At 67.4% G+C, this 25,226-nt stretch carries 24 protein-coding genes; 18 read left to right on the forward strand and 6 right to left on the reverse strand.

Annotated features, from left to right (window positions below; translation table 11 throughout):
* Window positions 1-224 precede the first annotated feature (224 nt).
* Complete coding sequence (locus tag RALTA_RS17055) at window positions 225-578, forward strand: nuclear transport factor 2 family protein (RefSeq protein ID WP_012355118.1); 354 nt, start codon at window positions 225-227, stop codon at window positions 576-578.
* Window positions 579-652: 74 nt separating this feature from the next.
* On the opposite strand, the gene RALTA_RS17060 is transcribed toward RALTA_RS17055, so the two are convergent.
* Window positions 653-2,233 carry an isocitrate lyase gene (locus tag RALTA_RS17060; protein WP_012355119.1) on the reverse strand — a complete coding sequence of 527 codons (1,581 nt, stop codon included), beginning with the start codon at window positions 2,231-2,233 and terminating at the stop codon, window positions 653-655.
* 472 nt (window positions 2,234-2,705) lie between these two features.
* Here RALTA_RS17060 and flhB point away from each other — a divergent pair, with 472 nt between their 5' ends.
* The 6 genes from flhB (at window position 2,706) to RALTA_RS17090 (ending at window position 10,333) form a co-directional block, all read left to right on the forward strand.
* Window positions 2,706-3,848, forward strand: a complete 1,143-nt coding sequence (gene flhB, locus RALTA_RS17065; RefSeq protein WP_012355120.1) for a flagellar biosynthesis protein FlhB — start codon at window positions 2,706-2,708, stop codon at window positions 3,846-3,848.
* On the forward strand, window positions 3,845-5,926 hold the full coding sequence (gene flhA, locus RALTA_RS17070; RefSeq protein WP_012355121.1) for a flagellar biosynthesis protein FlhA: 2,082 nt from the start codon (window positions 3,845-3,847) through the stop codon (window positions 5,924-5,926). Before flhB ends, flhA begins: the two co-directional genes overlap by 4 nt.
* Before the next feature lie 10 nt (window positions 5,927-5,936).
* The gene (gene flhF / locus RALTA_RS17075) at window positions 5,937-8,276 is read left to right on the forward strand and encodes a flagellar biosynthesis protein FlhF (protein ID WP_012355122.1); all 2,340 of its coding nucleotides are present in this window, start codon (window positions 5,937-5,939) and stop codon (window positions 8,274-8,276) included.
* An 11-nt stretch (window positions 8,277-8,287) separates the two neighbouring features.
* Window positions 8,288-9,079 carry a MinD/ParA family ATP-binding protein gene (locus tag RALTA_RS17080; protein WP_041232432.1) on the forward strand — a complete coding sequence of 264 codons (792 nt, stop codon included), beginning with the start codon at window positions 8,288-8,290 and terminating at the stop codon, window positions 9,077-9,079.
* Window positions 9,080-9,179: 100 nt separating this feature from the next.
* Window positions 9,180-9,896 carry an RNA polymerase sigma factor FliA gene (locus tag RALTA_RS17085; RefSeq protein WP_012355124.1) on the forward strand — a complete coding sequence of 239 codons (717 nt, stop codon included), beginning with the start codon at window positions 9,180-9,182 and terminating at the stop codon, window positions 9,894-9,896.
* A complete protein-coding gene (locus RALTA_RS17090; RefSeq protein ID WP_012355125.1) occupies window positions 9,896-10,333 on the forward strand; it encodes a flagellar protein FlhE in 438 nt (145 codons plus the stop codon). Before RALTA_RS17085 ends, RALTA_RS17090 begins: the two co-directional genes overlap by 1 nt.
* Before the next feature lie 236 nt (window positions 10,334-10,569).
* On the opposite strand, the gene RALTA_RS17095 is transcribed toward RALTA_RS17090, so the two are convergent.
* From RALTA_RS17095 to flgA, 3 genes are all read right to left on the reverse strand, one after another.
* On the reverse strand, window positions 10,570-11,031 hold the full coding sequence (locus RALTA_RS17095; protein WP_012355126.1) for a flagellar protein FlgN: 462 nt from the start codon (window positions 11,029-11,031) through the stop codon (window positions 10,570-10,572).
* A gap of 5 nt (window positions 11,032-11,036) precedes the next feature.
* Entirely contained in the window at window positions 11,037-11,348 is a 312-nt protein-coding gene (gene flgM, locus RALTA_RS17100) for a flagellar biosynthesis anti-sigma factor FlgM (protein WP_012355127.1), read from the reverse strand.
* A 163-nt stretch (window positions 11,349-11,511) separates the two neighbouring features.
* Entirely contained in the window at window positions 11,512-12,294 is a 783-nt protein-coding gene (flgA, locus tag RALTA_RS17105; RefSeq protein WP_012355128.1) for a flagellar basal body P-ring formation chaperone FlgA, read from the reverse strand.
* A gap of 234 nt (window positions 12,295-12,528) precedes the next feature.
* Here flgA and flgB point away from each other — a divergent pair, with 234 nt between their 5' ends.
* The 11 genes from flgB (at window position 12,529) to flgL (ending at window position 23,439) form a co-directional block, all read left to right on the forward strand.
* The gene (gene flgB / locus RALTA_RS17110) at window positions 12,529-12,936 is read left to right on the forward strand and encodes a flagellar basal body rod protein FlgB (RefSeq protein ID WP_012355129.1); all 408 of its coding nucleotides are present in this window, start codon (window positions 12,529-12,531) and stop codon (window positions 12,934-12,936) included.
* Window positions 12,937-12,951: 15 nt separating this feature from the next.
* Entirely contained in the window at window positions 12,952-13,359 is a 408-nt protein-coding gene (flgC, locus tag RALTA_RS17115; RefSeq protein WP_018006607.1) for a flagellar basal body rod protein FlgC, read from the forward strand.
* A gap of 58 nt (window positions 13,360-13,417) precedes the next feature.
* On the forward strand, window positions 13,418-14,083 hold the full coding sequence (flgD, locus tag RALTA_RS17120) for a flagellar hook assembly protein FlgD (protein WP_012355131.1): 666 nt from the start codon (window positions 13,418-13,420) through the stop codon (window positions 14,081-14,083).
* A 68-nt stretch (window positions 14,084-14,151) separates the two neighbouring features.
* On the forward strand, window positions 14,152-15,396 hold the full coding sequence (gene flgE / locus RALTA_RS17125; RefSeq protein ID WP_012355132.1) for a flagellar hook protein FlgE: 1,245 nt from the start codon (window positions 14,152-14,154) through the stop codon (window positions 15,394-15,396).
* A gap of 26 nt (window positions 15,397-15,422) precedes the next feature.
* Window positions 15,423-16,166: a flagellar basal-body rod protein FlgF gene (flgF, locus tag RALTA_RS17130; RefSeq protein ID WP_012355133.1), complete on the forward strand. Its 744-nt coding sequence runs from the start codon at window positions 15,423-15,425 to the stop codon at window positions 16,164-16,166.
* A 63-nt stretch (window positions 16,167-16,229) separates the two neighbouring features.
* A complete protein-coding gene (gene flgG / locus RALTA_RS17135; RefSeq protein WP_012355134.1) occupies window positions 16,230-17,015 on the forward strand; it encodes a flagellar basal-body rod protein FlgG in 786 nt (261 codons plus the stop codon).
* 11 nt (window positions 17,016-17,026) lie between these two features.
* Window positions 17,027-17,725: a flagellar basal body L-ring protein FlgH gene (gene flgH, locus RALTA_RS17140; protein ID WP_041232688.1), complete on the forward strand. Its 699-nt coding sequence runs from the start codon at window positions 17,027-17,029 to the stop codon at window positions 17,723-17,725.
* A gap of 7 nt (window positions 17,726-17,732) precedes the next feature.
* Window positions 17,733-18,878 (forward strand): flagellar basal body P-ring protein FlgI, encoded by a 1,146-nt coding sequence (locus RALTA_RS17145; protein ID WP_012355136.1) that lies wholly within the window; start codon window positions 17,733-17,735, stop codon window positions 18,876-18,878.
* Between the two features lie 2 nt (window positions 18,879-18,880).
* A complete protein-coding gene (gene flgJ / locus RALTA_RS17150) occupies window positions 18,881-19,939 on the forward strand; it encodes a flagellar assembly peptidoglycan hydrolase FlgJ (protein WP_012355137.1) in 1,059 nt (352 codons plus the stop codon).
* Window positions 19,940-20,252: 313 nt separating this feature from the next.
* Window positions 20,253-22,172, forward strand: coding sequence for a flagellar hook-associated protein FlgK (gene flgK / locus RALTA_RS17155; RefSeq protein WP_012355138.1), 1,920 nt, complete (start codon window positions 20,253-20,255; stop codon window positions 22,170-22,172).
* Between the two features lie 37 nt (window positions 22,173-22,209).
* Entirely contained in the window at window positions 22,210-23,439 is a 1,230-nt protein-coding gene (flgL, locus tag RALTA_RS17160; protein WP_012355139.1) for a flagellar hook-associated protein FlgL, read from the forward strand.
* Window positions 23,440-23,500: 61 nt separating this feature from the next.
* On the opposite strand, the gene RALTA_RS17165 is transcribed toward flgL, so the two are convergent.
* Both RALTA_RS17165 and ku read right to left on the reverse strand, forming a co-directional pair.
* Complete coding sequence (locus RALTA_RS17165) at window positions 23,501-24,322, reverse strand: tetratricopeptide repeat protein (RefSeq protein WP_012355140.1); 822 nt, start codon at window positions 24,320-24,322, stop codon at window positions 23,501-23,503.
* Window positions 24,319-25,212 (reverse strand): non-homologous end joining protein Ku, encoded by an 894-nt coding sequence (ku, locus tag RALTA_RS17170; RefSeq protein ID WP_012355141.1) that lies wholly within the window; start codon window positions 25,210-25,212, stop codon window positions 24,319-24,321. Before ku ends, RALTA_RS17165 begins: the two co-directional genes overlap by 4 nt.
* Window positions 25,213-25,226 lie beyond the last annotated feature (14 nt).

Below are 25,226 nucleotides of genomic sequence, written 5' to 3' on the forward strand. Positions count from 1 at the left end.
GTGCTCGCCATCAGGGTATGGACTGGACACATTGAGCAGGCGCGATGGCTGGCCGGTATCAAGTTGAAGCGGTCGTCCAAATGTCTACTTACTGGCATGCTCGGAGGGCAGCTACTGGCCGACCTCGGACAGATAACCTGCGAAACCTGCAACCTACTCACAACAGACGCTCGACATACCATCCTGCTATCCTCCCAAGCAAATCCACCATATGGAGAAAAGCGATGACACCACGCGAAGTCATAGAGCGCTGGGTAGCCCTTTTCAACACCGCCGACGCTGCAGGCTTAGCCGATCTCTACCACCCCGACGCTGTCAATCACCAGGTCACTCAGGACCCAATCAAGGGACGCGACGCGATCCACGCCATGTTCGAACGTGAATTCGCGCTTGCCAAGATGACCTGCATCGTCGAAGCAATCCATGAAGCAGGAGAAGTCGCAGCACTCGAGTGGCGTGACCCCATAGGCCTGCGCGGCTGCGGCTTCTTCACCGTCCGTGATAGCCGCATAGCCTTCCAAAGAGGCTACTGGGACAAACTATCCTTCCTAAAACTACACGGCCTGCCCGTCGAATAGTCAGCAGGGCGGCCAGGCGAAAAGAAAAACGCCAACCCATGGGTTGGCGTTTTGCTTGGGGGCTACTACCAGAATCAAAACTGATTCATAGTATTGTCCTTCCCCGCCGCCTTCAGCGCCGCTTCGCCGCTGAAATACTCCTTGTGGTCATCACCGATATCCGAGCCCGACATGTTCTGGTGCTTGACGCAGGCGATGCCCTGCCGAATTTCCTTCCGCTGCACGCCAGCGACGTAGCCCAGCATGCCTTGATCGCCGAAGTATTCCTTAGCCAGATTGTCCGTCGACAGCGCAGCAGTGTGATACGTCGGCAGCGTAATCAGATGATGGAAGATCCCCGCCTCCCGCGACGCATCAGCCTGGAACGTCCGGATCTTCTCGTCCGCCAGCTTCGCCAGCTCACTGTCATCATATTCCACGCTCATCAGCTGGGCGCGGTCATATGCCGACACGTCCTTGCCCGCTTCCTTCATCGCGTCATACGCCTGCTGGCGGAAATTCAGCGTCCAGTTGAACGACGGGCTGTTGTTGTACACCAGCTTGGCGTTCGGGATGACCTTGCGGATTTCGTTGACCATGCCGGCGATCTGGGCGATGTGCGGCTTTTCGGTTTCGATCCACAGCAGGTCGGCGCCGTTCTGCAGCGCGGTCACGCAGTCCAGCACGCAGCGTGCTTCGCCCGTGCCGGCGCGGAACTGGAACAGGTTGCTGGGCAGGCGCTTCGGGCGCAGCAGCTTGCCGTCGCGCTTGATGATGACGTCGCCATTGCCCAGCTGGTCGGCCGACAGTTCTTCGCAATCCAAGAACGAGTTGTACTGGTCGCCCAGGTCGCCCGGCTTGGCGGTCACGGCGATCTGCTTGGTCAGGCCGGCGCCCAGCGAGTCGGTGCGGGCGACGATGATGCCGTCGTCCACGCCCAGTTCCAGGAAGGCGTAGCGGATGGCGCGGATCTTGGCCAGGAAGTCTTCGTGCGGCACGGTGACCTTGCCGTCCTGGTGGCCGCATTGCTTCTCGTCGGAGACCTGGTTTTCGATCTGGATGCAGCAGGCGCCGGCTTCGATGAATTGCTTGGCCAGCAGGTAGGTCGCTTCGGCGTTGCCGAAACCGGCGTCGATGTCGGCGATGATGGGCACCACGTGGGTGACGTGGTTGTCGATCTTCTGCTGGATCGCAGCCTTTTCGGCGCCGGTGGCGGCGTCGAGCTGGCGGAACAGGCCGCCCAGTTCACGGGCGTCGGCCTGGCGCAGGAAGGTGTACAGCTCGCGGATCAGCGCGCTGACCGAGGTCTTCTCGTGCATCGACTGGTCGGGCAGCGGGCCGAACTCGGAGCGCAGCGCGGCGACCATCCAGCCGGACAGGTACAGGTAGCGGCGTTCGGTGCTGTTGAAGTGCTTCTTGATGGAAATCATCTTCTGCTGGGCGATAAAGCCATGCCAGCAGCCCAGCGACTGGGTGTACTTGGACGGGTCCGCGTCATAGGCCGCCATGTCGGCGCGCATGATCTTGGCGGTGTACTTGGCGATGTCCAGGCCCGTCTTGAACTTGTTCTGCGCGCGCATGCGGGCAGCGTACTCGGGGTTGATGGCATTCCAGGCGCTGCCCTGGGTTTCTTTCAAAGCAGCCACTGCCTTGATGTCGTCTTGATACTGGGCCATGTCAGTTTCCTAAGATAAGGCGCGTTTGAGAAAAATCGTTTGGCGTGCCGACCGTGGGTCGAAGCAAACAGCGTGAACTCATTGTAGGGGGATCCGGGTCCGTTGCGGTTATGTCTTATATAAGACATAAGACTTTGTTTCCCCTTATTTTTCAAAGGGATAGATGTCAATTTTCACGATACGGAACGTTTTTTCGCAGAACGAAAGCGAGCGCGGCGCAGCGCAACATCAAAATTCCACGATGTGAAACGCGCTTTCAGTGAGCGGGCAAAGGCCGCTTCAGCGCACTGCGGGACAGCGCCTCCGTCACTTTTCCACTAAAGACTGCTGACCCCTGCGCCGTTAACCCCAACAGTCCCTCATTTCCCAAACAGCACCCAATTCCCCCGCCTTTTCGTGCGAATGGGAATCCCACCCCGCTTCGATAATCCCCGCTGACGAATAGCGGCCTGCCGCTTCGCACGGAGCGTGGATGTCCGAAGAAAGCGATCTCGAGAAAACCGAACCCGCCTCACCCCGGCGCCTGGAAAAGGCGCGCGAGGAGGGGCAGGTGGTGCGTTCGCGCGAGTTGGCGACGTTCGTGATGCTGATTGCCGGCGTGACCGGCCTGTGGACGCTGGGCGGCCACCTGGGTCGCAGTCTGAACCAGGTGATGCAGGGCGCGTTGCGCTTTGAGCCGGCCACGGCGTTCGATCCGGCGCGCATGCTGTCGCGCTTTGCGCTGATGGTGTGGGACAGCCTGCTGGCCTTCCTGCCGTTGCTGCTGCTGTTCGGCGTGGCCGCGCTGGCCGCGCCGCTGCTGCTGGGCGGCTGGGTGTTCTCGGGCAAGTCGTTCGCGCCGCAGTTCTCGCGCCTGTCGCCGATTGCGGGGCTGGGGCGGATGTTCTCGGCGCATTCGCTGGTGGAGCTGCTCAAGGCCGTGGCCAAGTCGCTGCTGGTGGGCGCGGTCGGTGCCTGGGTGCTGTGGCGCCGTCTGCCCGAGGCCATCGCGCTGATGAATGCGCCGGTGCAGGAGGCACTGCTGCACATGGTGGACCTGGTGATGTTTTGCTGCCTGGTGGTGTCGCTGTCGCTGCTGGTGGTGGCGGCCATCGACGTGCCGTGGCAGTACTGGGAGTTCTTCAAGAAGCTGCGCATGACCAAGGAAGAGGTCAAGCAGGAATTCAAGGAGAGCGAGGGCGACCCCCATATCAAGAACCGCATCCGCCAGCAGCAGCGTGCCATGGCACGCCGCCGGATGATGACGGAGGTGCCCAAGGCCGATGTGGTGGTGACCAACCCGACCCACTTTGCGGTGGCGCTGCGCTATGAGGAAGGGCGCATGGGCGCGCCGCGCGTAGTGGCCAAGGGCACCGGCGAGGTCGCCGCGCGCATCCGCGCGCTGGCGGCGGAGCACCGCGTGCCGCTGATGTCGGCGCCGCCGCTGGCGCGCGCGCTGCACCGCCATGTGGAGCTGGGCCAGGAAATCCCGGCCGGCCTCTATACCGCCGTGGCCGAAGTGCTGGCCTGGGTCTATCAACTGAAGCACTGGCACTACTCGCAGGGCCCGCAGCCGCAGGCGCCGGCGGACCTGCACGTGCCCGATGAACTCGCCGTACCGGAAATGCGCGAATGAACGCTCTGAGCAATCTCTTCAACCTGCCCGGCCTGCGCTCGGCGGGCCAGTTCAAGGCCATGACCGGGCCGCTGCTGATCATCATGATCCTGGGGATGATGATCCTGCCGCTGCCGGCCTTTGTGCTGGACCTGCTGTTCACCTTCAATATCGCGCTGGCGATCATGGTGCTGCTGGTCAGCATGTACACGCAGAAGCCGCTGGATTTCGCGGCGTTTCCGGCGGTGCTGCTGTTCACCACGCTGCTGCGGCTGTCGCTGAACGTGGCCTCGACGCGCGTGGTGCTGCTGGAAGGCCATACCGGCCCGGACGCGGCCGGCAAGGTGGTGGAGGCCTTCGGCCACTTCCTGGTGGGCGGCAACTTTGCCGTGGGTATCGTGGTGTTCGCCATCCTGGTGGTGATCAACTTCATGGTGATCACCAAGGGCGCGGGGCGGATTGCGGAAGTCGGCGCGCGCTTCATGCTGGATTCGATGCCGGGCAAGCAGATGTCGATCGATGCCGACCTGAACGCCGGCCTGATCGACGAAGCCGCCGCCAAGAAGCGCCGCGCCGAGGTGGCGCAGGAATCCGATTTCTACGGCGCCATGGACGGTGCCAGCAAGTTCGTGCGCGGCGATGCGGTGGCGGGCCTGCTAATCATGTTTATCAACGTGGCCGCGGGCATGGTGGTGGGCATGGTCCAGCATGACCTGGACTTCGGCACCGCCGTGCACAACTACACGCTGCTGACCATCGGCGATGGCCTGGTGGCGCAGATTCCGGCACTGGTGATTTCCACCGCGGCCGGCGTGATCGTGTCGCGCGTGTCGAACGAGCAGGACGTGGGCGAGCAGCTGACCGGCCAGCTCTTTGCCAACCCGCGCGTGCTGTACCTGACCGCGGGCATCATCGGCCTGATGGGGGTCATCCCGGGCATGCCGCATTTTGCCTTCCTGCTGCTGGCGGGCGCGTTGGTGTGGATGGGCCGCTATATCGCGCGACGCGCGGCCACGCAGGCGCAGACCAAACAGCGCGAAGAGCGCACCCCGGCAGTAGCACAGGAATCGACCGAAGCCAGCTGGGACGATGTCACGCTGGTGGACCCGCTCGGCATGGAAGTGGGCTACCGCCTGATCACGCTGGTCGATCGCGCGCAGGACGGCGAGTTGCTGGGCCGTATCAAGAGCATCCGCAAGAAGGTGGCGCAGGAGATCGGCTTCCTGGTCCCGGTGGTGCATATCCGCGACAACCTGGAACTGAAGCCCAACGCCTACCGCATCACGCTCAAGGGCGTGGAAATCGGCCGCGGCGAGGCCATGCCGGGCCAGTGGATGGCGATCAACCCGGGCCAGGTCAGCGGCACGCTGCCGGGCGCGGCCACGCGCGACCCGGCCTTCGGCCTGCCGGCGGTGTGGATCGATGCCGGCATCAAGGAACAGGCGCAGGCGTACGGCTATACCGTGGTCGATGCCAGCACCGTGGTGGCCACGCACCTGAACCACCTGATCCACATGCACGCGGCCGAGCTGCTGGGCCGCCAGGAAGTGCAGGCGCTGCTGGACCGCATCGCCAAGGAATCGCCCAAGCTGACCGAAGACCTGGTGCCGAAGACGATCTCGCTCACCGCGCTGCAGAAGATCCTGCAGAACCTGCTGGACGAAGGCGTGCCGATCCGCGACATGCGCACCATCCTGGATGTGGTGGCCGAGCACGCGCCCAAGATCAGCGACCCCAACGAGCTGACCGCGATGGTCCGCGTGGCCCTGGGCCGCGCCATCACGCAGCAGCTGTTCCCGAACAATGCCGACCTGCAGGTGATCGGCCTCGACGCCGGCCTGGAGCGCGTGCTCTCGCAGGCGCTGACCAACGGCGGCGGCATCGAGCCGGGCCTGGCCGACGCGCTGCTGCAGCAGACCCAGGGCGCGGTTACGCGCCAGGAGCAGCTGGGCATGGACCCGGTGCTGCTGGTGCCGTCGCAGCTGCGTCCGCTGATGGCGCGCTTCCTGCGCCGGACCATGCCGCAGCTGCGGGTGCTGTCGCACGCCGAGGTGCCGGACAACCGCAATATCCGCATCACCGCCATGATCGGCGCGTGAGGAGTCAACGATGAGCGTAGCCAAGTTTGTTGCGGCCAACGGCCGTGAAGCCATGCGCCAGGTGCGCGAAGCCATGGGCCCGGATGCCGTGGTGCTGTCCAACCGCACTGTCGAGGGCGGGGTCGAGATCGTCGCCATGCGCGATACCGATCTGGGCAGCGTGTCGGCCAGCGCGCAGGTGTATGTGCCGCCGGCTCCGGCGCAGGTGCCGGCACCTGAACCCGCTGCCATCGGCGACCTGCGCGGCGAGCTGCAATCGATGCGGGCGATGCTGGAACGCCAGCTGGCCGGCATCGGCGCGGCGCCGGGCGTGGCCCCGAGCGCGGCGGCGCACGGCGTGGCCGCGAGCGACCCGTTGCGCGAATCGCTGTTCGAATGGATGGTCGGCGCGGGCTTCTCCGGGCAACTGGCGCGCACGCTGCTGGCGCGGCTGCCGCTGGGCTATGACCGGCCCGCGGCAATGGGCTGGATCCGCGGCGAGCTGGCCAGCAAGCTGCCGGTGCTGGGCGACGAGGACCACTTGTTCGCGCAGGGCGGCGTGCTGGCGCTGGTGGGCCCCACCGGCGTGGGCAAAACCACCACCACGGCCAAGCTGGCCGCGCGCTACGTGCTGCGCCACGGCGCCGACAAGCTGGCGCTGCTGACCACCGACAGCTTTCGCATCGGCGCCCATGAGCAGCTGCGCATCTACGGCGACATCCTGGGCGTGCCGGTGCATGCCGTGAAAGACGCCGCCGACCTGCGCTTCGCGCTCGCGGCGATGAAGGACAAGCACCTGGTGATCATCGACACCGTCGGCATGAGCCAGCGCGACCGCAGCCTGTCGGAGCAGATCGCCATGCTGGCCGGCGTGCCCGCGCCGGTGCAGCGCGTGCTGCTGCTCAATGGCGCCAGCCATGGCGATACCCTCAATGAAGTGGTGCACGCCTACCGCCATGACGCCGCGCCGGATGGCGGCGGCATCGACGGCTGCATCATCAGCAAGCTGGATGAAGCGACGCACCTGGGATCGGTGCTGGACGTGGTGATCCGTCACCGGCTGCCGGTGTTCTATGCCTCCACCGGGCAGCGCGTGCCCGAGCACCTGGAACTGGCCAACAGCACCGCACTGGTCGAGCGCGCCTTCCTGACGCCGCGCCGCGGCTCGGTGTTTGCCGATGCCGATGCGGCGCGCCGTGCGGCAGCTGGCGCGGGTGAAGAGACAACCGCGCGCGGTGGCGCGACCGATGTGCTGCGCTCGCTGACGGATAGCGCCGACGCGCTCGGCCAGTGCGTGACCGAACTCAACGGCGCGGGCCTCGGCTTCGACCTGGCCCGCTCGCTGTGGCAACAGCGCAGTGCCGGCGCCCCCGCACTGCGCGCCATGTCGCAGCAAGTGCGCGAAGCCGTGTGCCGCGACGTGGCGCGCCAGTGCGACCAGTACGTGCTGGCCGTCGCCGCCACGCTGCAGGTGGCCGTGGCCGCGCGCCGCTCGCCCCAGCCGATCCAGCACACGCTGTGGCTGGCCGACCGCAACGGCATGCCGCTGGCCGCCGCCGTGACGCCCACTGGCCGTGCCGGCCAGCCGCTGGGTGAAGCCGAATCCGATGCCGCTAACCTGCGCGCCGCAATGAGCGCCGCGCGCAAGGTCGTCAACCTGGTCGAGGCGCTGCCGTCCGCCGCCACGCTGGCGCGCTGGCAGCTGGCCGGCGAGCGCTGGGTCGCCAGCGCGCGCAAGACCGCGCGCGTGGTCAGCGCCGGAACCGCGTGGAAGCTGGATGCGCTGGCGGACACGCTGACCTTCCATGCCGTCGGCGAAGACACCGTGCGCGAGCGCGACGCCGTGCGCTGGCTGGCGACCGCCGACGTGCGCGTGCCGGACAGCCCGGTGCGCGGCAAGGGGACGCCCGAAGGCGGCATCGACGCCTGCCTGGTGGTGGCGCGCCTGGCCGACCGCGCCACCGGCGAGCTGCTCGATACGCGTTACCTGCTGTGCGATCCGGCCCTGGCGCAGGACGCCCCGCAGGTAGCGCGCTGGGCCTTGTGGACGGATGCGGCCGAAACCGGCCTGCGCACGCTGCGCCATGCCATCGATCATTTTGCGCAAGATGCCCGGGAGGCCAACGATGCGGCCGCCGTCGCCGCACTGCAGTTGGGCGTGTCCGTGCTGCGCCTGGAGCACGCCCCCACCGCGGCCGCGCCCGCGTTCCTGGCGCGCCTGGCCGGCCGTACCGTGCGCACGGGCGCGCCGGTGCCGGGCACCGTGCTCAATGAAGGCATGGGTCGCATGCTGGCCTTGCTCGACGTGCTGGAGAACTATCCGGGCCGCGCCAGCGCCGCACCCGCCGTTACTGCGGAGGCCCTGCAGTGAGCACCCTCGCCATGGACCAGGCCGAGAGCCTGCGCCGCATGCTGGCGCCGCGCACCACGCGCCGCATCGCCGTGCTCGCCAGCGAACGCGGCGCCGGTGCGACAACCGTGGCGCTGGGTTTGTCGCATGCGCTGGCGATGCAGGGCGAGCGCGTGCTGCTGGTCGACGAAGACGCGGCCGCCGCGGCCACGCGCTTGTCCGGCGCGAGGCCTGCGGGCACGCTGGCTGACGTCCACGCGGGCCGGCTGTCGCTGGATGGCGCGGCGGGCGTGAGCCCGCAAGGCGTGCTGTCGGTGGTGCCTGCGGGCCGGCCGGTGCCGGGCGCCGCCTTGCCGCCGGCAGCGACGCAGGATTTCCGCAGCGTGCTGGTGGATGCCTCTGTCGATGCGAACGGCGCCCTGTCGCCGCTTGCGGGCGATGCGCACAACGTGCTGGTGGTGATGCGCCCGGAGCTGGCGTCGATCACTGCCGCCTACGCGTGCATCAAGCGGCTGCACCATCTGTATGCGTGGCGCCGGTTCCACCTGATCGTCAACCTGGCGGCCAGCGAAGCCACGGTGCAGGCCATCCTGCGCAACCTGGCGCGCACCGCCAGCCAGTACCTCGGCGTCGAAGTCCTGTGCGCGGGCTGGCTGCCGGCCGACCCGCTGGTGGCGCGCGCCGCGCAGCTGGGCCGCTGCGTGGTCGAGGCCTTTCCGGCGGCACCGGCCACGGCGGCACTGCGCCGCAGCGCCGGCGGCATCGGCGCCTGGCCGCTGCGCGCGGATGCCGCCGCGCCCGCCGCCAGCGCGGCGATGGCCTGAGCCTGCCAGCCATGCCACCTGTCACCAACATACCCTGAGCCCAGCCGGCACGCATGCAGGCATGCCGGTCCAGCCATCCAGCAGTCACGAGAATTGCACCATGTACACGATCCAGGGAAAGCTCGAACAGGCCGATGTGGTCAAGGCGCACGCCCCGCTGGTGCGCCGCATCGCGCTGCAGCTTGCCGCGCGGCTGCCCGCCAGCGTGCAGATCGACGACCTGATCCAGGCCGGCATGATCGGCCTGCTCGACGCCGCCAAGCGCTATGAAGACACGCACGGCGCGCGCTTCGAGACCTACGCCAGCCAGCGCATCCGCGGCGCCATGCTCGACGAGGTGCGCGCCAACGACTGGCAATCGCGCAGCCTGCGCCAGTTCACCCGCCGCATCGAACGCACCCAGCGCAACCTGGAACAGAAGCTCGGCCGCACGCCGATCGACTCCGAAGTGGCCGAGGCCATGGAGATGCCGCTGGACGAATACCAGCTGCTGCTTAACGAGGTCTATGGCTGCCAGCTGCTGCACTATGAAGACTTCGAGCGCTCCGGCGAGGAAGACTTCCTGGACCGCCATCTCGGCGGCAGCGACGACGGCAACCCGCTGACCGTGCTGATGGAAAGCGGCATGCGCGAGGCGCTGGTCCGCGCCATCGAGCGCCTGCCCGAGCGCGAGAAACTGGTGCTGTCGCTGTGCTACGACCAGGAACTGAACCTGCGCGAAATCGGCGCGGTGCTCGACGTGACCGAGTCGCGCGTATGCCAGATCCGCGGCCAGGCCATCAACCGGCTGCGCACCCAGTTGCGCGGCCTGCTGTGATGCCCGGCAAGGCGCGCGCCGCGCGTGGCGCCTGCTGCCTGCTGGCGGCCGTATCGGCATGCGCGTGGGCCGCGTTCGATGCCGGCACCCGTCATGCATGGACCGGCTCGGTCAACGGCCCGGCCCTGCACGGCCGCGGCCAGCGCGCGGTGTCGCCGCCGATCTTGCCGACCGGCGTATTGCCGCAATCAGAAGGGGTGATTACCTCGGTGCGCTGGCGCTACAGCTTCGCCAAGACGCCGCCGGGGGACCTGCAGGCTTACCTGTGCAATGCGCAACGCTGCGTGCTGCTGCCGCAGGCCGAGGGCAAGACCGACGCGTTCTTCGGCGACGATGCCACCAAGGGGTTTGTGTTTGCGTTCCGGGTGCCGGGGCAGGGGAGTCTGGTCCCGGTGTTGCAGGGGCGGAGCAATGAGGTGGTGGTGGGGTTCAGGTAGGGATGAATGTTCCGTTTTTTCGTCAGTTATCAACAAGTGACGAAAAAATGGAACATCAGGCCGAGAGATGGCCGCATGCCGCCCAAGCCGACTTGCACCCCGGACCTGTCGGTTGTCGTCCCCGCGAAGGCGGGGACCCAGTGTCTTTTTGTCTCTCGAAAGTACACTTCAAAGACGCTGGATTCCCGCCTTCGCGGGAATGACAGTGGCATTTGCTTCTTGAGTCGTTCTAACGCTTACCCAGCCGCCAGACTAACCCCACCCACCCCCGCCGCCGCCTTCCCATCCTTCCCATACAACCCCGCATCCCCGCCACTATGCTGGCGCAGCGCCTGGATGGCTTCACGGGTAAAGTCGAGATGGGCGTCCACCACCGCCCCGTTGAGCGCATTGGCGTCACGCGCGGTGCGGGCGGCGAAGATCAGGCGGCGCCAGGCGTCGGCCACGGCCGGATCGACCTGGCGGCCTAGCAGTTGGCCTTCCGGGCCGGCGCGAAGCCCCAGCGCGCCCATCTGGGCTTCGCGGGCCTTGAGCTGGCGGGACAAAGCCTGGCCCAGTTCGACCTTGCGCGTCAGCAGTCCGCTCAGGGACTGGAAGTCGCCCCGCCTGAGGGCGTCGCGCTCTTCGGCGAGGAGTTGGCCGAAGGCCTGGATGCCTTCGGTTTCGCGCTGCAGGGACTGGATCAGGCTCTGGCTCATGATGGCTATTTGGCGTCGGCCTGGCCGAGCTCGCGCAGGGTGGCGAGCAGGCCGTCGGCAATCTTGCCCGGGTCGATGCGGATCCGGCCTTCGGCGATGGCCTGGCGGATCTCTTCGACCTTGGCGGTATCGATATCGTCGTCAGCCGGCTGGGCCAGGCGGGCGCTGATGTCGCGCACCTGGGCGGCCAGCGGGCTGACGCTCAGGCCGGCGGACGGCGCGGCCGCGTCGGCGGCGGCCGGGGCGGCCTGGGGCCGGGCGGCGTCGCCAGCGGCGGCGTCGGCCGGGCGGGACGAGGTGGAGTGGTTGATCTTCACGGGGCGATCCTTGCTGGTTTCCTATGGCATTACGGACGCGCCGGCGAATTCTTTAGGGCGCCTGGCGCCGATTCGCTGCACGGCGGCTGCGGCGGCATTTTCGCACGCCGCCTGCCCCGGGATTCCAGTCAATTCAGCCACGATTACGGCACCTGCTGCACGGTCACTGCAGCACGACGGTGTCGCCGCTGCGCACCAGGCCATTGACCACCTGGCCGTTGCGCAGCCGTACCTGCACGGTATTGCCGGTGGCGGCGTCGGCCAGCACCTTGCCTTCGCTGGTGATCTGGAAGGCCGCGCCCTCGACCGCCACGGTGACGGTCTGGCCCTGGCGCACGGCGATGGCCTTGCGCAGCAGGTCGGTGCGCAGCGGCGAGCCGGCGGCGATGCGGTTGGCGGTGACGGCACCGGCAAGCTGCGCCGGGTCGGTAATCACCGCGCGCGGCAGCGCGCCAAGGTCGCCCTGGCGGATTTCGACATCGGCCTGGCCGACCGGCTCGCCCGCGCCCAGCGCGCGCGCGGCCACGTAATAGTCAGTCAGCACCGACACGCGTGCCTGCATGTAGCGCACCCAGGGCCGCTCGCCACCGCAGCGCACGCCTACCGAGACGCGACCCCACGGCGAAGCGCCGGCGGGCAGGAACGGGTCCGGCGCGATGCATTCGGGCGCGCGCCCGCCTGACGGCGGCGCCACCTGCACGCTGACCTTGCCCGGCAGGCCGGCGGCCTGCTGCTGCAGGAAGCGCTCGACCGCCACGCGCGCGGGGTCTTCGGTGAACGGGCTGGCCGCGGCGTGGGCGGGGTTGCCGGCACCGTGCGCGGCCGGCGACTGCATGGCCACTGGCGCGACCTGCGCCGGCGCGGCGCCGGCGGCAGCAGGGATCGCCGCGCAGGCGACCAGCAGGGCGCGCGCCAGGCGGCGGGCGTTGCGGCAATTCGGTTTCATCTGGACTTCCCGGCAAGGACGGCGCACGGCCCCGTGACTGGCTGCGCGAGCCGTATACATCTGTCATCGGAGCCCATTGTAGGCAGCGCCTCGCGCGCGGGCGGGCCGAAATGCGCGGATTTCCCGTCCTTATTCATCCGATTGGCGTGACAGCTCCCCGCCTAAGATGCCAACCCTGAAGAAGCTACGTGCGCTCCGATTGCGGGAGCGCTTGCCCAGCAGGGGAGATGCCAGATGATTGACAGACTTGATGCGGCGCTACGTTTCCAGCAGGAAGCGCTGAGCCTGCGCAACCAGCGGCAGTCGGTGATTGCCTCGAACATCGCGCACGCGGACACGCCCGGCTACAAGGCGCGCGACTTTGATTTCTCGAGCACGCTGGCGCAGACCGTCGAGCGCGGCCACCGCAACGAGGGCATGTCGCTGTCGACCACGTCGGTGCGCCACCTGCCCGCGCAGGCGCCGGGGCGCGAGGAATTCGACCTGGCCTACCGCATTCCGCTGCAGTCCAGCGTGGACGGCAACACCGTGGAAATGGACACCGAACGCGTGGCCTTCGCCGACAACGCCGTGCACTTCGAGTCCGGCCTGACGGTGATGAATTCCAAGATCAAGACCATGCTGGCCGCGATCCAGCAGTAACCGGGGAGCGAACCCATGCCGGCAATGAACATCTTCGACGTCGCGGGCTCGGCCATGGCCGCGCAGTCGCAGCGCATGAACGTGACCGCGTCCAACCTGGCCAACGCCGACAGCGTGGTCAGTCCGGACGGGCAGGCCTACCGCGCCAAGCAGGTGGTATTCGGCATGGCGCCCACGCCGGGACAGACCGATATCGGCGGCGTGCAGGTGCAAGGCGTGAGCGAGGATCCGTCGCCCCCGCGCATGGTGCACAACCCCACGCATCCGATGGCCAATGCGCAGGGCTATGTGGTGATGCCCAACGTCAACCCGGTGGAGGAGATGGTCAACATGATCTCGGCCTCGCGTTCCTACCAGGCCAATGTGGAAGTGCTCAACACCGCCAAGAACATGATGCTCAAGACGCTGACGATCGGCCAGTAAAACGCCCCGGCCCATCACGGCAACGGCTCCATCCGCACCTCGCACACAAGCAACTGACATGACCACCACCCCACCGGTAGGCAGCAACACGCAAGGCATCAACGACGCGCTCAAGAGCGGCAGCGCCAGCGCGTCCGAGCTCCAGAACAACTTCCTGACCATGCTCGTCACGCAGATGAACAACCAGGACCCGCTCAACCCGATGGACAACGCGCAGCTGACCTCGCAGCTGGCGCAGATCAGCACGGTCAGCGGCATGCAGACCATGAACGCGACGCTGTCGCAGCTGCTGGGGCAAGTCAGCGCCAGCCGCGCGATGGATTCGGCCGCGCTGATCGGCCGTACCGTGATGGTGCCGGGCAAGCAGGTCGCGGTGGAAGGCGGCGTGCCGGGCAAGATCGGCGTGGACCTGCCGTCGACCGCGGATGCGGTCACCGTCGACGTGCTCGACAAGGACGGCAACGTGGTCCGCACCATCGACATGAAGGGCCAGACCGCGGGCGTGCACAACATTGCGTGGGACGGCAAGAACAACGCCGGCGTGGCCGTGGCCGACGGCGACTACACCTTCAAGGTGACCGCCACCGCCAACGGCACCTCGGTGCAGCCGGTGGCGCTGGTGTACGGCAAGGTCGAGAGCATCAGCGGCGACGCCAGCGGCGTGCTGGTGGACCTGGGCGATGGCCAGACCGCCAATGTCGACGACGTGCGCCGCATTCTGTAATACGCAGGTGCCGGCAGCGCGGGGGCGCCAACCGGCTTCAACCATAGCCTAGATAAAAGGAAGCAATCATGGGTTTCGGTCAAGGGGTAAGCGGCCTGAACGCCGCCGCGTCCAACCTGGACGTGATCGGCAACAACATCGCCAACGCCAACACGGTTGGCTACAAGCAATCGGCCGCGCAGTTCGCCGACGTCTACGCGGGCACCAAGATCGGCCTGGGCGTGCGCGTGAACTCGGTGGTGCAGTCGTTCAACCAGGGCAATATCGAGGCCTCGGGCCGGTCCCTGGACGTGGCCATCACCAACGGCAACGGCTTCTTCCGCCTGACCAGCCCGGAAGGCGCGGTCTACTACTCGCGCAACGGCCAGTTCCAGCGCCAGGAAGACGGCCGCATCACCAATATGCAGGGCCTGCAGGTGACCGGCTATCCGGCGGGCGTGGCCGGCGGCGCCGGCGTGCAGCCGCAGCCGCTGGTGATCAGCAACGCGCAGATGGAGCCGCGCGCCACCAGCAGCATCACCGCCAAGTTCCAGCTCGATTCGCGCGCCACGGTGCCGACTCAGGCCTTTGCCAGCTCGGCCGGCTCGCCGCCGACCAGCAACATGTTCAACTACAGCACTGCGATCAACGTCTATGACTCGCTGGGCAACAAGCAGCAGCTGATGGCGTACTTCGCCAAGGTGGCGGATTCGGCCGTGGCCCCGGTCCATCCCACCGTGGCGGGCGGCACCGACTGGCAGATGTACGTGACCGACGTCAACGGCAACGCGGTCGGCGGCGCGCCGGTCACGCTGGCGTTCGACAACGCGGGTGCGCTGCAATCGCCCGCTGCCGGCGCCGTGACGCTGACCCAGCCGGCCGTCAACGGCGCGCAGGCCATGGCGATGAAGCTGGACCTGAGCGGCACCACCCAGTTTGGCGCCGACAACGACGTCAAGCAACTCAGCCAGAACGGCTATACCTCGGGCAGCCTGCTGGGCTTCTCGGTGAATGGCGACGGCACCATCACCGGCAACTATTCCAACGAGCAGACCAAGCCGCTGGGCCAGATCGTGATGGCCGCGTTCGGCAACGTCGAAGGCCTGAAGCCGGAGGGCGACAACGTGTGGTCCGCCACCGGCTCGTCCGGCCAGCCGCTGCTCGGCGTGGCCGGCGGCAGCCTGGGCACGCTGCGCTCGAACGCGGTGGAAGCTTCCAACGTGGACCTGTCCGGCCAGCTGGTGAACCTGATCGTGGCCCAGCGCAACTACCAGGCCAACGCGCAGACCATCAAGGCGCAGGACACGGTCATGCAGACCCTGGTCAACCTGTGACCGCCACGCTGATCTGAGCCGCCGCCATGGACCGCATGATCTACACCGCCCTGTCGGGCGCCAAGCAGATACTCGACCAGCAAGCGGCGGTATCGAACAACCTCGCCAACGTTTCGACGCCGGCCTTCCGCGCCCAGGTCAACCTGTACCGCGCGGTGCCGGTGGTCGGGCCGGAGGCCGGCACGCGCGCCTTCACGCTGGCGTCCACGCCGGGCGCCGACATGCGCGCCGGCCCGCTGACCTACACCGGCCGCGCGCTCGACGTGGCGCTGCAGGGCAATGGCTGGCTGGTGGTGCAGGCGCCGGACGGCAGCGAGGCTTATACCCGTGCCGGCGCGCTGCAGGTGGCGCAGGACGGCCAGGTGCAGACCATCTCCGGCCTGCCGGTGATGGGCGACGGTGGTCCGCTGGCGGTGCCGCCCGGCTCGCAGGTGACCATCGGCACCGACGGCACCATCACCGCGCGCGGCCCGGGCGAAGCCTCGGCCGGCCTGGCGCAGGTGGGCCGGCTGCGTGTGGTCAATCCGCCCAACGATGCCATTGCCCGCAGCGATGACGGCCTGTTCCGCCTGCGTCCCGGCGCGCAGCCGCTCGAGGCCGATCCCACCGTGCGCGTGATCTCCGGCGCGCTGGAAGGCAGCAACGTCAACCCGACCGAAGCCATGGTCGAGATGATCGCCAACGCGCGCCGCTTCGAGATGCAGATGAAGATGATCCAGGGCGCCGACGGCAACGAGCAGCGCGCCAACCAGCTGCTCTCGACCAACTGAACCGAATGACCGGCCGGCACGGCGTCACCGTGCCGGCCTCCCAGCACCTACGCAAGGACCCACATGATCCGCTCTCTCTGGATTGCCAAGACCGGCCTCGATGCGCAGCAGACGCAGATGGACGTGATCTCGAACAACCTGGCCAACGTGTCGACCAACGGCTTCAAGCGCGGGCGCGCGGTGTTCGAGGAACTGATGTACCAGACCATCCGCCAGCCCGGCGCGCTGTCGTCAGACCAGACCACGCTGCCCTCGGGCATGCAGCTGGGCACCGGCGTGCGCCCGGTGGCGACCGAGCGCATCCACACCCAGGGCAATCCGCAGCAGACCGGCAATGCCAAGGACGTCGCCATCCTGGGCCAGGGCTTCTTCCAGGTGGCGCTGCCCGACGGCACCACCGCCTATACCCGCGACGGCTCGTTCCAGGTGGACCAGAACGGCCAGCTGGTTACGTCCAGCGGCTTCGTGATCCAGCCGGCCATCACCATCCCGGCCAACACGCTGTCGATGACCATCGGCCGCGACGGCACGGTGTCGGTGACGCAGCCGGGCTCCAGCGCCAATGTGCAGGTCGGGCAGCTGCAGCTGGCCACCTTCATGAACCCGGCCGGCCTGGAAAGCATGGGCGAGAACCTGTACGTGCAGACCGACGCCTCGGGCGCGCCCAACACCACCGTGCCGGGCCTGAACGGCGCGGGCGTGGTGCAGCAGAACTATGTCGAGGCGTCCAACGTGAACGTGGTCGAGGAACTGGTCAGCATGATCCAGACGCAGCGCGCGTACGAGATCAACAGCAAGGCGGTGCAGGCCTCCGACCAGATGCTGCAGCGCCTGGCGCAACTGGGTTGACTGTTATGAACATGGCCAACTTGCTTTCCCGCCTGGGCGCGCGTGCGCTGGTTTGCCTGGCCGGCGTGGCAATGCTGGCCGCCAGCGGCTGCGCGCTGATGCCGCGCGAGCCGCTGGTGCAGATGCCGACCACGGCGCGCGCCGAGCCGCGCCCGATAGGCCCGGCCTCGGGCTCGATCTTCCAGTCGTCGTACGCCGGCAATCCGCTGTTCGAGGACCGCCGCCCGCGCAACGTGGGCGATATCCTGACCATCCTGATCACCGAGAACGTCAACGCCAGCAAGAACTCGGGCACCAACACCAGTCGCACCGGCAACGCCGCGCTGGCGTTCGACTCGGTGCCGCGCGCGCTGGGCGGCCTGTTCGGCACCAGCCAGAACGCCAACATCAACGGCGCCAACACCATGAAGGCCAGCGGCGGCGCCAGCGCGGCCAATACCTTCAACGGCACCATCACCGTGACCGTGCTGGAAGTGCTGGCCAACGGCAACCTGGTGGTCTCCGGCGAAAAGCAGATGGCGATCAACCAGGGCGCCGAGTTCATCCGTTTCTCGGGGGTGGTCAATCCCCGCACCATCACCGGCGACAACGCCGTGCTGTCGACGCAGGTCGCCGATGCGCGCATCGAATACACCGCCAAGGGCGTGATCGACGAAGCGCAGAACATGGGCTGGCTGCAGCGCTTCTTCCTCAATGTTTCTCCGTTCTGACCGCGCCATGTCTGCCCAGATGCTCGCTCGTTTCCTGTCCCGCCTGCTGCGGCTGACCATGGTCAGCCTGGCGCTGGGCGTGGCCTTCGGCGCCTTCGCCACCGGTGCCAAGGCCGAGCGCCTGAAGAACCTGGCCACCTTCCAGGGCGTGCGCGACAACCCGCTGGTCGGCTACGGCCTGGTGGTGGGGCTGGATAACACCGGCGACCAGACCATGCAGACGCCGTTCACCACGCAGAGCCTGACCAACATGCTCTCGCAGCTGGGGATCACGCTGCCCGCCGGCAAGAACATGCAGCTGAAGAACGTGGCGGCGGTCATGGTCACGGCTACGCTGCCGGCGTTCGCGCAGCCCGGCAGCCAGCTGGACGTGGTGGTGTCGTCGATGGGCAATGCCAAGAGCCTGCGCGGCGGCACGCTGCTGATGACGCCGCTCAAGGGCGCCGACGGCCAGGTCTACGCGATCGCCCAGGGCAACATGCTGGTGGGCGGCGCGGGCGCTTCGGCCAACGGCAGCAAGGTGCAGATCAACCAGCTGGCGGTGGGGCGCATCGCCAACGGCGCCATCGTCGAACGCGCGGTTGCGCCGTTCCAGCCCGATGGCGGCGTGCTCAACCTGGAGCTGAAGGACACGGATTTCGGCACCGCCGAGCGCGTGGTCGAAGCCATCAACCGCAACATGGGCGGCGGCGTGGCCGCGGCGCTCGACGGGCGCGTGGTGCAGGTGCGCGCGCCGGCATCGCCGGCGGCGCGCGTGGGCTTCCTGGCCCGCATCGAGAATATCGACGTGACGCCGGCGAAGGCCGCGGCCAAGGTGATCCTGAACGCCCGCACCGGCTCCATCGTGATGAACCAGGCCGTGACCGTGGAAGACTGCGCGGTGGCGCACGGCAACCTGTCGGTGGTGATCAACACGCAACCGGTGATCAGCCAGCCCGCGCCGTTCAGCGACGGCCAGACCGTGGTGGCGCCGGTGTCGCAGATCGACATGCGGCAGCAGGGCGGCTCGCTGCAGATCGTCAAGGCGGGCGCCTCGCTGGCCGCGGTGGTCAAGGGGCTTAACGCGCTGGGCGCGACCCCGGCCGACCTGCAGACCATCCTGGAAGCGATGCGTGCGGCGGGTGCGCTGCGCGCCGAGCTGGAAGTGATCTGAGCATGAACGGCGGCATCAACGGTGGCGCACTGCCCGCGGCGGGCGCCGACCTGACCCAGCGCTTCGCGCTGGACACGCAAGGCTTCGAAGCCCTCAAGCACAGCGCGCGCGGTGGCGCCGACGCCAATACGCTGCACGCCGTCGCCAAGCAGTTCGAGGCGGTGTTCACGCAGATGGTGCTCAAGAGCATGCGCGACGCCACGCCGCAGGACGGCCTGTTCGACAACGAGCAGAGCAAGCTCTACCTGTCGATGATGGACCAGCAGCTGGCGCAGCAGATGTCGTCGCGCGGCATCGGCCTGGCCGACGTGATGGTGCGCCAGCTGGCGCGCGCCACGGGCACCGCGATGCCGTCTGGCATGAACGCGCTGACGCCGGCCGAGGCCGGCAATGCCGCCGATGCCGAGATGGCCCGGCTGCTCGACAGCCGCGGCGCCGGCGCCATGTCAGCCGACGCGGCGGAGCAGGCCGACCTGCCCGCCATCGGCACCATCGTCGCGGGCCAGCAATGGAATCCCACCGCCGGCCTGCGCCAGTACCAGCCGCAGTCCTATGCGGACCGCGGCCAGGGCGAAGACCGGCTCGGCCGGCTGCCCGACGATGCACCGGCCCACGTGAGCGCCTTCGTCGCCCGCATGGCCGGCCCGGCGGAAGCCGCGTCCCGCGCCAGCGGCGTGCCGGCACGCCTGATCGTCGGGCAGGCCGCGCTGGAATCCGGCTGGGGCCAGCGCGAGATCACGCACGCCGACGGCTCGACTACGTTCAACGTGTTCGGCATCAAGGCCGGCCCCAGCTGGAAGGGCCGCGTTGCGGAAATCACCACCACCGAATACATCGACGGCCAGCCGCAGAAGGTGCGCGCGAAGTTCCGCGCCTATGGCTCGTACGACGAAGCCTGCGCCGACTATGCGCGCCTGCTGACGAGCAACCCGCGCTATGCGGGCGTGGTCAGCGCGGCGAACGCGGAGGACGCGGCGCATGGTTTGCAGCGCGCAGGGTATGCCACGGATCCGTCGTACGGGCACAAGCTGGTGAAGATCATGAAGAAGGTGGCGGCGTAAGACGCGGGGCTTCAGTTGCAATACGGCGGCTAACCGCAGCCGACACCGCACGAACCAGGCTCCCCTCGCCCGCCTGCGGGAGAGGGGTGGGGGAGAGGGCAAGAGCATCAACGAAGTGACGCCCGTCGTCATTGCCACCGCCTGCCCTCTCCCCCGGCCCCTCTCCCGCAAGCGGGAGAGGGGAGCAAACAGGCGGGGCCCAGCGAAGACTACTGCCATAACTAAAGTCCCGCCCCCACCGAGCCGATAACTCCCAAATACCACCCCGCCGCCCCACACCGCGGCAGTCCCACCAATCCCGGACCAGAGCACCATGTCTCTCTTCAGTATTGGCCTCTCCGGCCTGAACACCGCGCAGAACGCGCTGACGACGACGGGCCACAACTTTGCCAACTCGGCAACCGAAGGCTACTCGCGCCAGAACACCATCGTCGCGTCCGCCGGCGGCCAGTACACCAGCCAGGGCTTCTACGGCTTCGGCTCGAACACCACCACGGTGATCCGCGTCTATGACGAGTTCCTGACCGGCCAGCTGCGCGGCGCCACCTCGGCCAGCGCCTCGCTCGCGATGTACTCGGACCAGATCAGCCAGATCGACAACTTGCTGGCCGACCAGAAGGGTGGCCTGGCGCCGCTGATGCAGAAGTTCTTCGCCGCGGTGCAGGCCGTGGCCGACACACCTGCCGATCCGGCCGCGCGCCAGGGCATGCTGTCGGCGGGCCAGGCGCTGGTGGGCCAGGTGCGCTCGGCCAGCAACTACTTCAAGCAGCTGCAGGCCGGCGTCAACGAACAGGTGGGCACCGCCGTCACGCAGGTCAACGCCTATACCAAGCAGATCGCCAACCTGAACCAGGAGATCACGCGCCTGAAGGCAGCCTCGGGCGGCCAGCCGCCCAACGACCTGCTCGACCAGCGCGACCAGGCCGTGGCCGAGCTGACCAAGCTGGTCGGCGCCAAGGTGGTGGTGCAGGACAGCGGCACCTACAACGTCTTCGTCGGCAACGGCCAGCCGCTGGTGATGGGCAATGACGCCTATGAGCTGAAGGCCGTGGCCTCGGTCGCCGACCCCAACCGCACCGTGGTGGCCTACACGCTGCCCACCGGCACCGTGATCGAGAGCGAGCCGGGTGCGCTCACCGGCGGCTCGCTGGGCGGCCTGCTGCAGTTCCGCACCGAAACCCTGGACCCGGCGCAAAGCGCGATTGGCCGCCTGTCGCTGGCGATCGGCGCGAGCTTCAATGCGCAGCACCAGCTCGGCATCGACCTGAACGGCGCCGCCGGCACCGACATGTTCAAGCTGGGCGGCGCCACCACCCTCCCCAACGCCAACAACACCGTCAAGACCACGGTCGCCACCGCCACCATCGACAATGCTTCGGCGCTGACCACCAGCGACTACAAGCTCCATTTCGACGGCACCAACTACACGCTGACGCGCCTGTCCGACAACCAGCAGGTGGTCACGCCCGTGCCCGCCGGTGGCGCCACCTATCCGCTGCAGTTCAGCGCCGATGGCTTTACCGTCGAGATCAATGCGGCGATGGGCACCAACGATTCGTTCACGGTGCAGCCCACGCGCAACGCCGCCACCGGCTTCGACATGGCGATCAATGACCCGGCGAAGATCGCGGCGGCATCGCCGGCCTACATCGACGCGACCGCCGGCAACAAGGGCAACGCCACGGCGTCGCTGAGCAAGGTCGCGCCCGGATTCACGCTGCCGGCCGGCAAGATCACCGCCGAGTTCGACGGCACCAACTACATCTTCAAGGTCGGCGGCGTGGCCATGGCGCCGCAGCCAGTGGGCGTGCCCAACGGCAGCAACACCGACTTCACGCTCAACGGCCTGACCTTCAGCTTCGGCGGCACGCCCGCCGCCGGCGACAGCTTTACGCTGGGCAGCAACGCCGGCGCCGTCAAGGACAACGGCAACATGCTGGTGCTGGCCAAGCTGCAAAACGCCAAGACCATCGGTGGCGTGTCCAGCTTCAGCGAAGCCTATGCGCAGCTGGTCAACGATGTCGGCACGCGCGCCAAGTCGGTCAAGATCGCCTCGGCGTCGCAGGACAGCATCACCACGCAGATCAAGACCGCGCAGCAATCGGTGTCCGGCGTCAACATGGACGAGGAAACCGTGTCGATGCTGCGCTTCCAGCAGCTGTACCAGGCCAATGCGCGCGTGATCCAGACCGCCGGCACGCTGTTCGACACCATCATCGGCATCGGCCGCTAAGCGGCGCACCCATTCGCGTCAGAAGAGGTAACCCAATATGCGCGTTGCAAGCTCCACCCTGTACCAGCAAGGCCTGGCTTCGATGAACTACCAGCAGGGCGCGCTGATGCATATCCAGCAGCAGCTCGGCACCGGCCGCTCCATCCTGACCCCGTCGGACGATCCCGTCGGCGCTACCCGCGCGCTGGGCGTCAGCCAGGCGCAGGCGGTCAACGGACAGTACGCCACGTCCCGCAACCAGGCCAATATCGCGCTGGCGGCGGAAGAAAACGCGCTGGACTCCGTCACCACCATCACGCAGAACATCCACACCCTGCTGGTGCAGGCCGGCAACGGCACCATGAGCGATGCCGACCGCGGCTCGCTGGCGACCGCGCTGGAAGGCCTGTACAACCAGTTGCTGAGCCTGGCCAACTCCGACGACGGCAACGGCCAGTTCCTGTTCGGCGGCACCCGCTCCGGCAGCGCGCCATTCACGCAGAGCGCCGGCGCCAGCACCTACATCGGCGACAACGGCCAGCAACTGCTGCAGGTCGACGTGGCCCGCCAGATGCCCGCCGGCAACACCGGCCGCGAAGTCTTCATGAGCGTTACCGGCGGCGCCGGCTACGTGGTCAAGGGCAACCCCGCCAATACCGGCACGGCCACCTTCGGCACGGTGTCCACCACCGATCCCAGCCACCCGCTGTACGGCCATGCGCTGCAGATGTCGTTCACGGCCAATGCCGCTGGCCAGATGGAATACACCATCACCGATACCTCGACCGGCGCCACTCCCGCCCCGGTGGTCGCCGGCCCGGTGATCTACAACTCGCCGGCACACGTCGACGTCGCGGGCTTCAGCTTCAACGTCACCGGCAACCCAAAGGCTGGCGACACCCTGACCATGCAGCCGGCCAGCGAGGCCGGCACGGACATGTTCGCCAACCTGCAGACCGTGATCGACACGCTGCGCCAGCCCACCGCCGCCGATAACGACCGCGCCAACCTGGGCAACGTGCTGTCGACCGCCATGCGCCAGTTCTCCAACTCGCTCGACAACGTGCTGACCGTGCGCGCCTCGGTGGGCTCGCGCATGAACGAGCTGGATGCGCTGGACGACGTAGGCACCAACCGCGACCTGACGTATTCGCAGACGCTGTCCGGGCTGCAGGACCTGGACTACGCCAAGGCGATTACCGAGTATTACCAGCGGCAAGTTGCGCTGCAGGGCGCGCAGCAGTCGTTTATGCAGATTCAGGGGATGAATCTGTTCAAGTATCTGTAAGGGCGGGAATGGCCGGCATCTGTCGGCCTTTGCTGTCCCCTCACCCCGGTTCAGGGCAGGCTCACCGCGAGCGATCCAGCTTCCGATACTGGTTGAAATGCCGAAGCGCCTTCTGGATATGCCCCAACTCCTGATGCAGGCGCGCGGCGTTGTAGTGCGCGTCGGAATCGCCCGGGGCAAGTTCGATGCTGCGCTCATAGGCAGCCAGGGCAGCCTGGGTTGCCCCGGTATCCTCCAGCGCGACGCCCAGGTTGAAGTGCAGCTCGGGCTCGTCCGGCAGCACGGCCAGCGCGGATTCATAGAGCAAGATGGCTTCGTCCAGCCGTTGCTGGTCGGCAAGCAGGCAGCCGAGGTTGAGGTAGGCGTCCAGCATCGCTGGATAATGAACCACCGCGCGCCGGTAAGCCGCTTCGGCGCCGCGGGCATCGGTCGGTTCCAGCCTGAGGCCCTCGGCAAGCGCGTCGTCGGCAGCGGCGTAGGCTGAGGCTTCCCGGGTCAAGGCCATGACGCGGACATCGGCGTCGTCTCGTGTGCCGAAGTCCATGAGCCGCTGGCCTGTTTCCACGATCCAGTCGCCGTGTCGGTCCCGGGCCGACACCTTGCCGCTGCATGCCGAAATGCGTACCGCGGACAGGTGCCGGTCTGGCTTGAGCCGTTCGAGATGGCGCAGCGCGCGCAGGATGCGCGCGGGCCCGATATGCGCGCGGTGCAAGGAGTCGGCGGTGCGGATCAGCACCACGTCCTGGAAGGAAAAGACGTGTTCGCCGCGCGGGCCGCGCGTTGGCTGCACCAGGCCGGCTGCGACCAGGCTGCCGATCAGCCGCCTCGACACGCCCAGGCGCGCCTCGAGGTCTCGCGTGCTGAGCCCGCCGCCGCGCTTCACGCTGATTTCTTAGTGGTCCGTCGGATCGGCGTGGGCTCGGCCGCCGCGCCGCGCCGGGCGGACTTGCGGGCCGGTGGGGCGGCTGCGGCAGCCTTGCCCTTGGCCGCGGCGGTCCCCTTCTTCGACAGGCTGGCGCGCAGCGCGTCCATCAGGTCGATCACCTGTCCGCCGGCGCCGTCTTCCACCGGCTCGGGCGCGACGATGTGCTTGCCGGCGATCTTTGCATCGATGGCGGCCAGGATCCTGGCCTTTTCCTCGTCCTTGTACTGGGTGGGGTCGTATTCTTCCTCGGAGGCCTGCTCGATCAGCTGAATCGCCAGCTTGAGCTCGGCCTCGGACACCGCCACCTCTTCGATATTCAGTTCGGCGATGTTGCGCACTTCATCCGCGAACAACAGCTGCTGGAACACCAGCCCGCCTTCCACCGGGCGGATCTGGACCACGTGGGACTTGCCCTTGGATGCCCATTTGGCGATGGCGCAGCGTCCGGTCCGCGACATGGCCTCGCGCAGCAGGCTGTAGGGCTTGCCGCCACGCTTGTCGGGGGCGATGAAGTAGGCCTTGTCGTAGAAAAGCGGATCGACGCTTTGCTCCGGTATGAACGCGACGATATCGACCATATGGCTGGCGCTTTCTTCCAGTGCCTTGAGCTCGTCGGGCGCGAACGTGACAAAGCGGCCTTTCTCGAACTCGTAGCCCTTGATCATGTCGGCACGCTCGACAACCTTCTGGGTCTGTTCGGAGATGTACTGCTGCCTCACGCGCGAGCCGTCCTTGCTCAGCAGGTTGAAGCGCACGGCGGAACTGCTTTCGGTGGCGGTATAGAGCTTGACCGGTATCGACACCAGACCAAACGACAGCGACAGGGAAGCGAGCGAGCGGGCAGCCATTGGATACTCCACAT

This window comes from Cupriavidus taiwanensis LMG 19424 (genome assembly GCF_000069785.1).
GTDB lineage: Bacteria > Pseudomonadota > Gammaproteobacteria > Burkholderiales > Burkholderiaceae > Cupriavidus > Cupriavidus taiwanensis.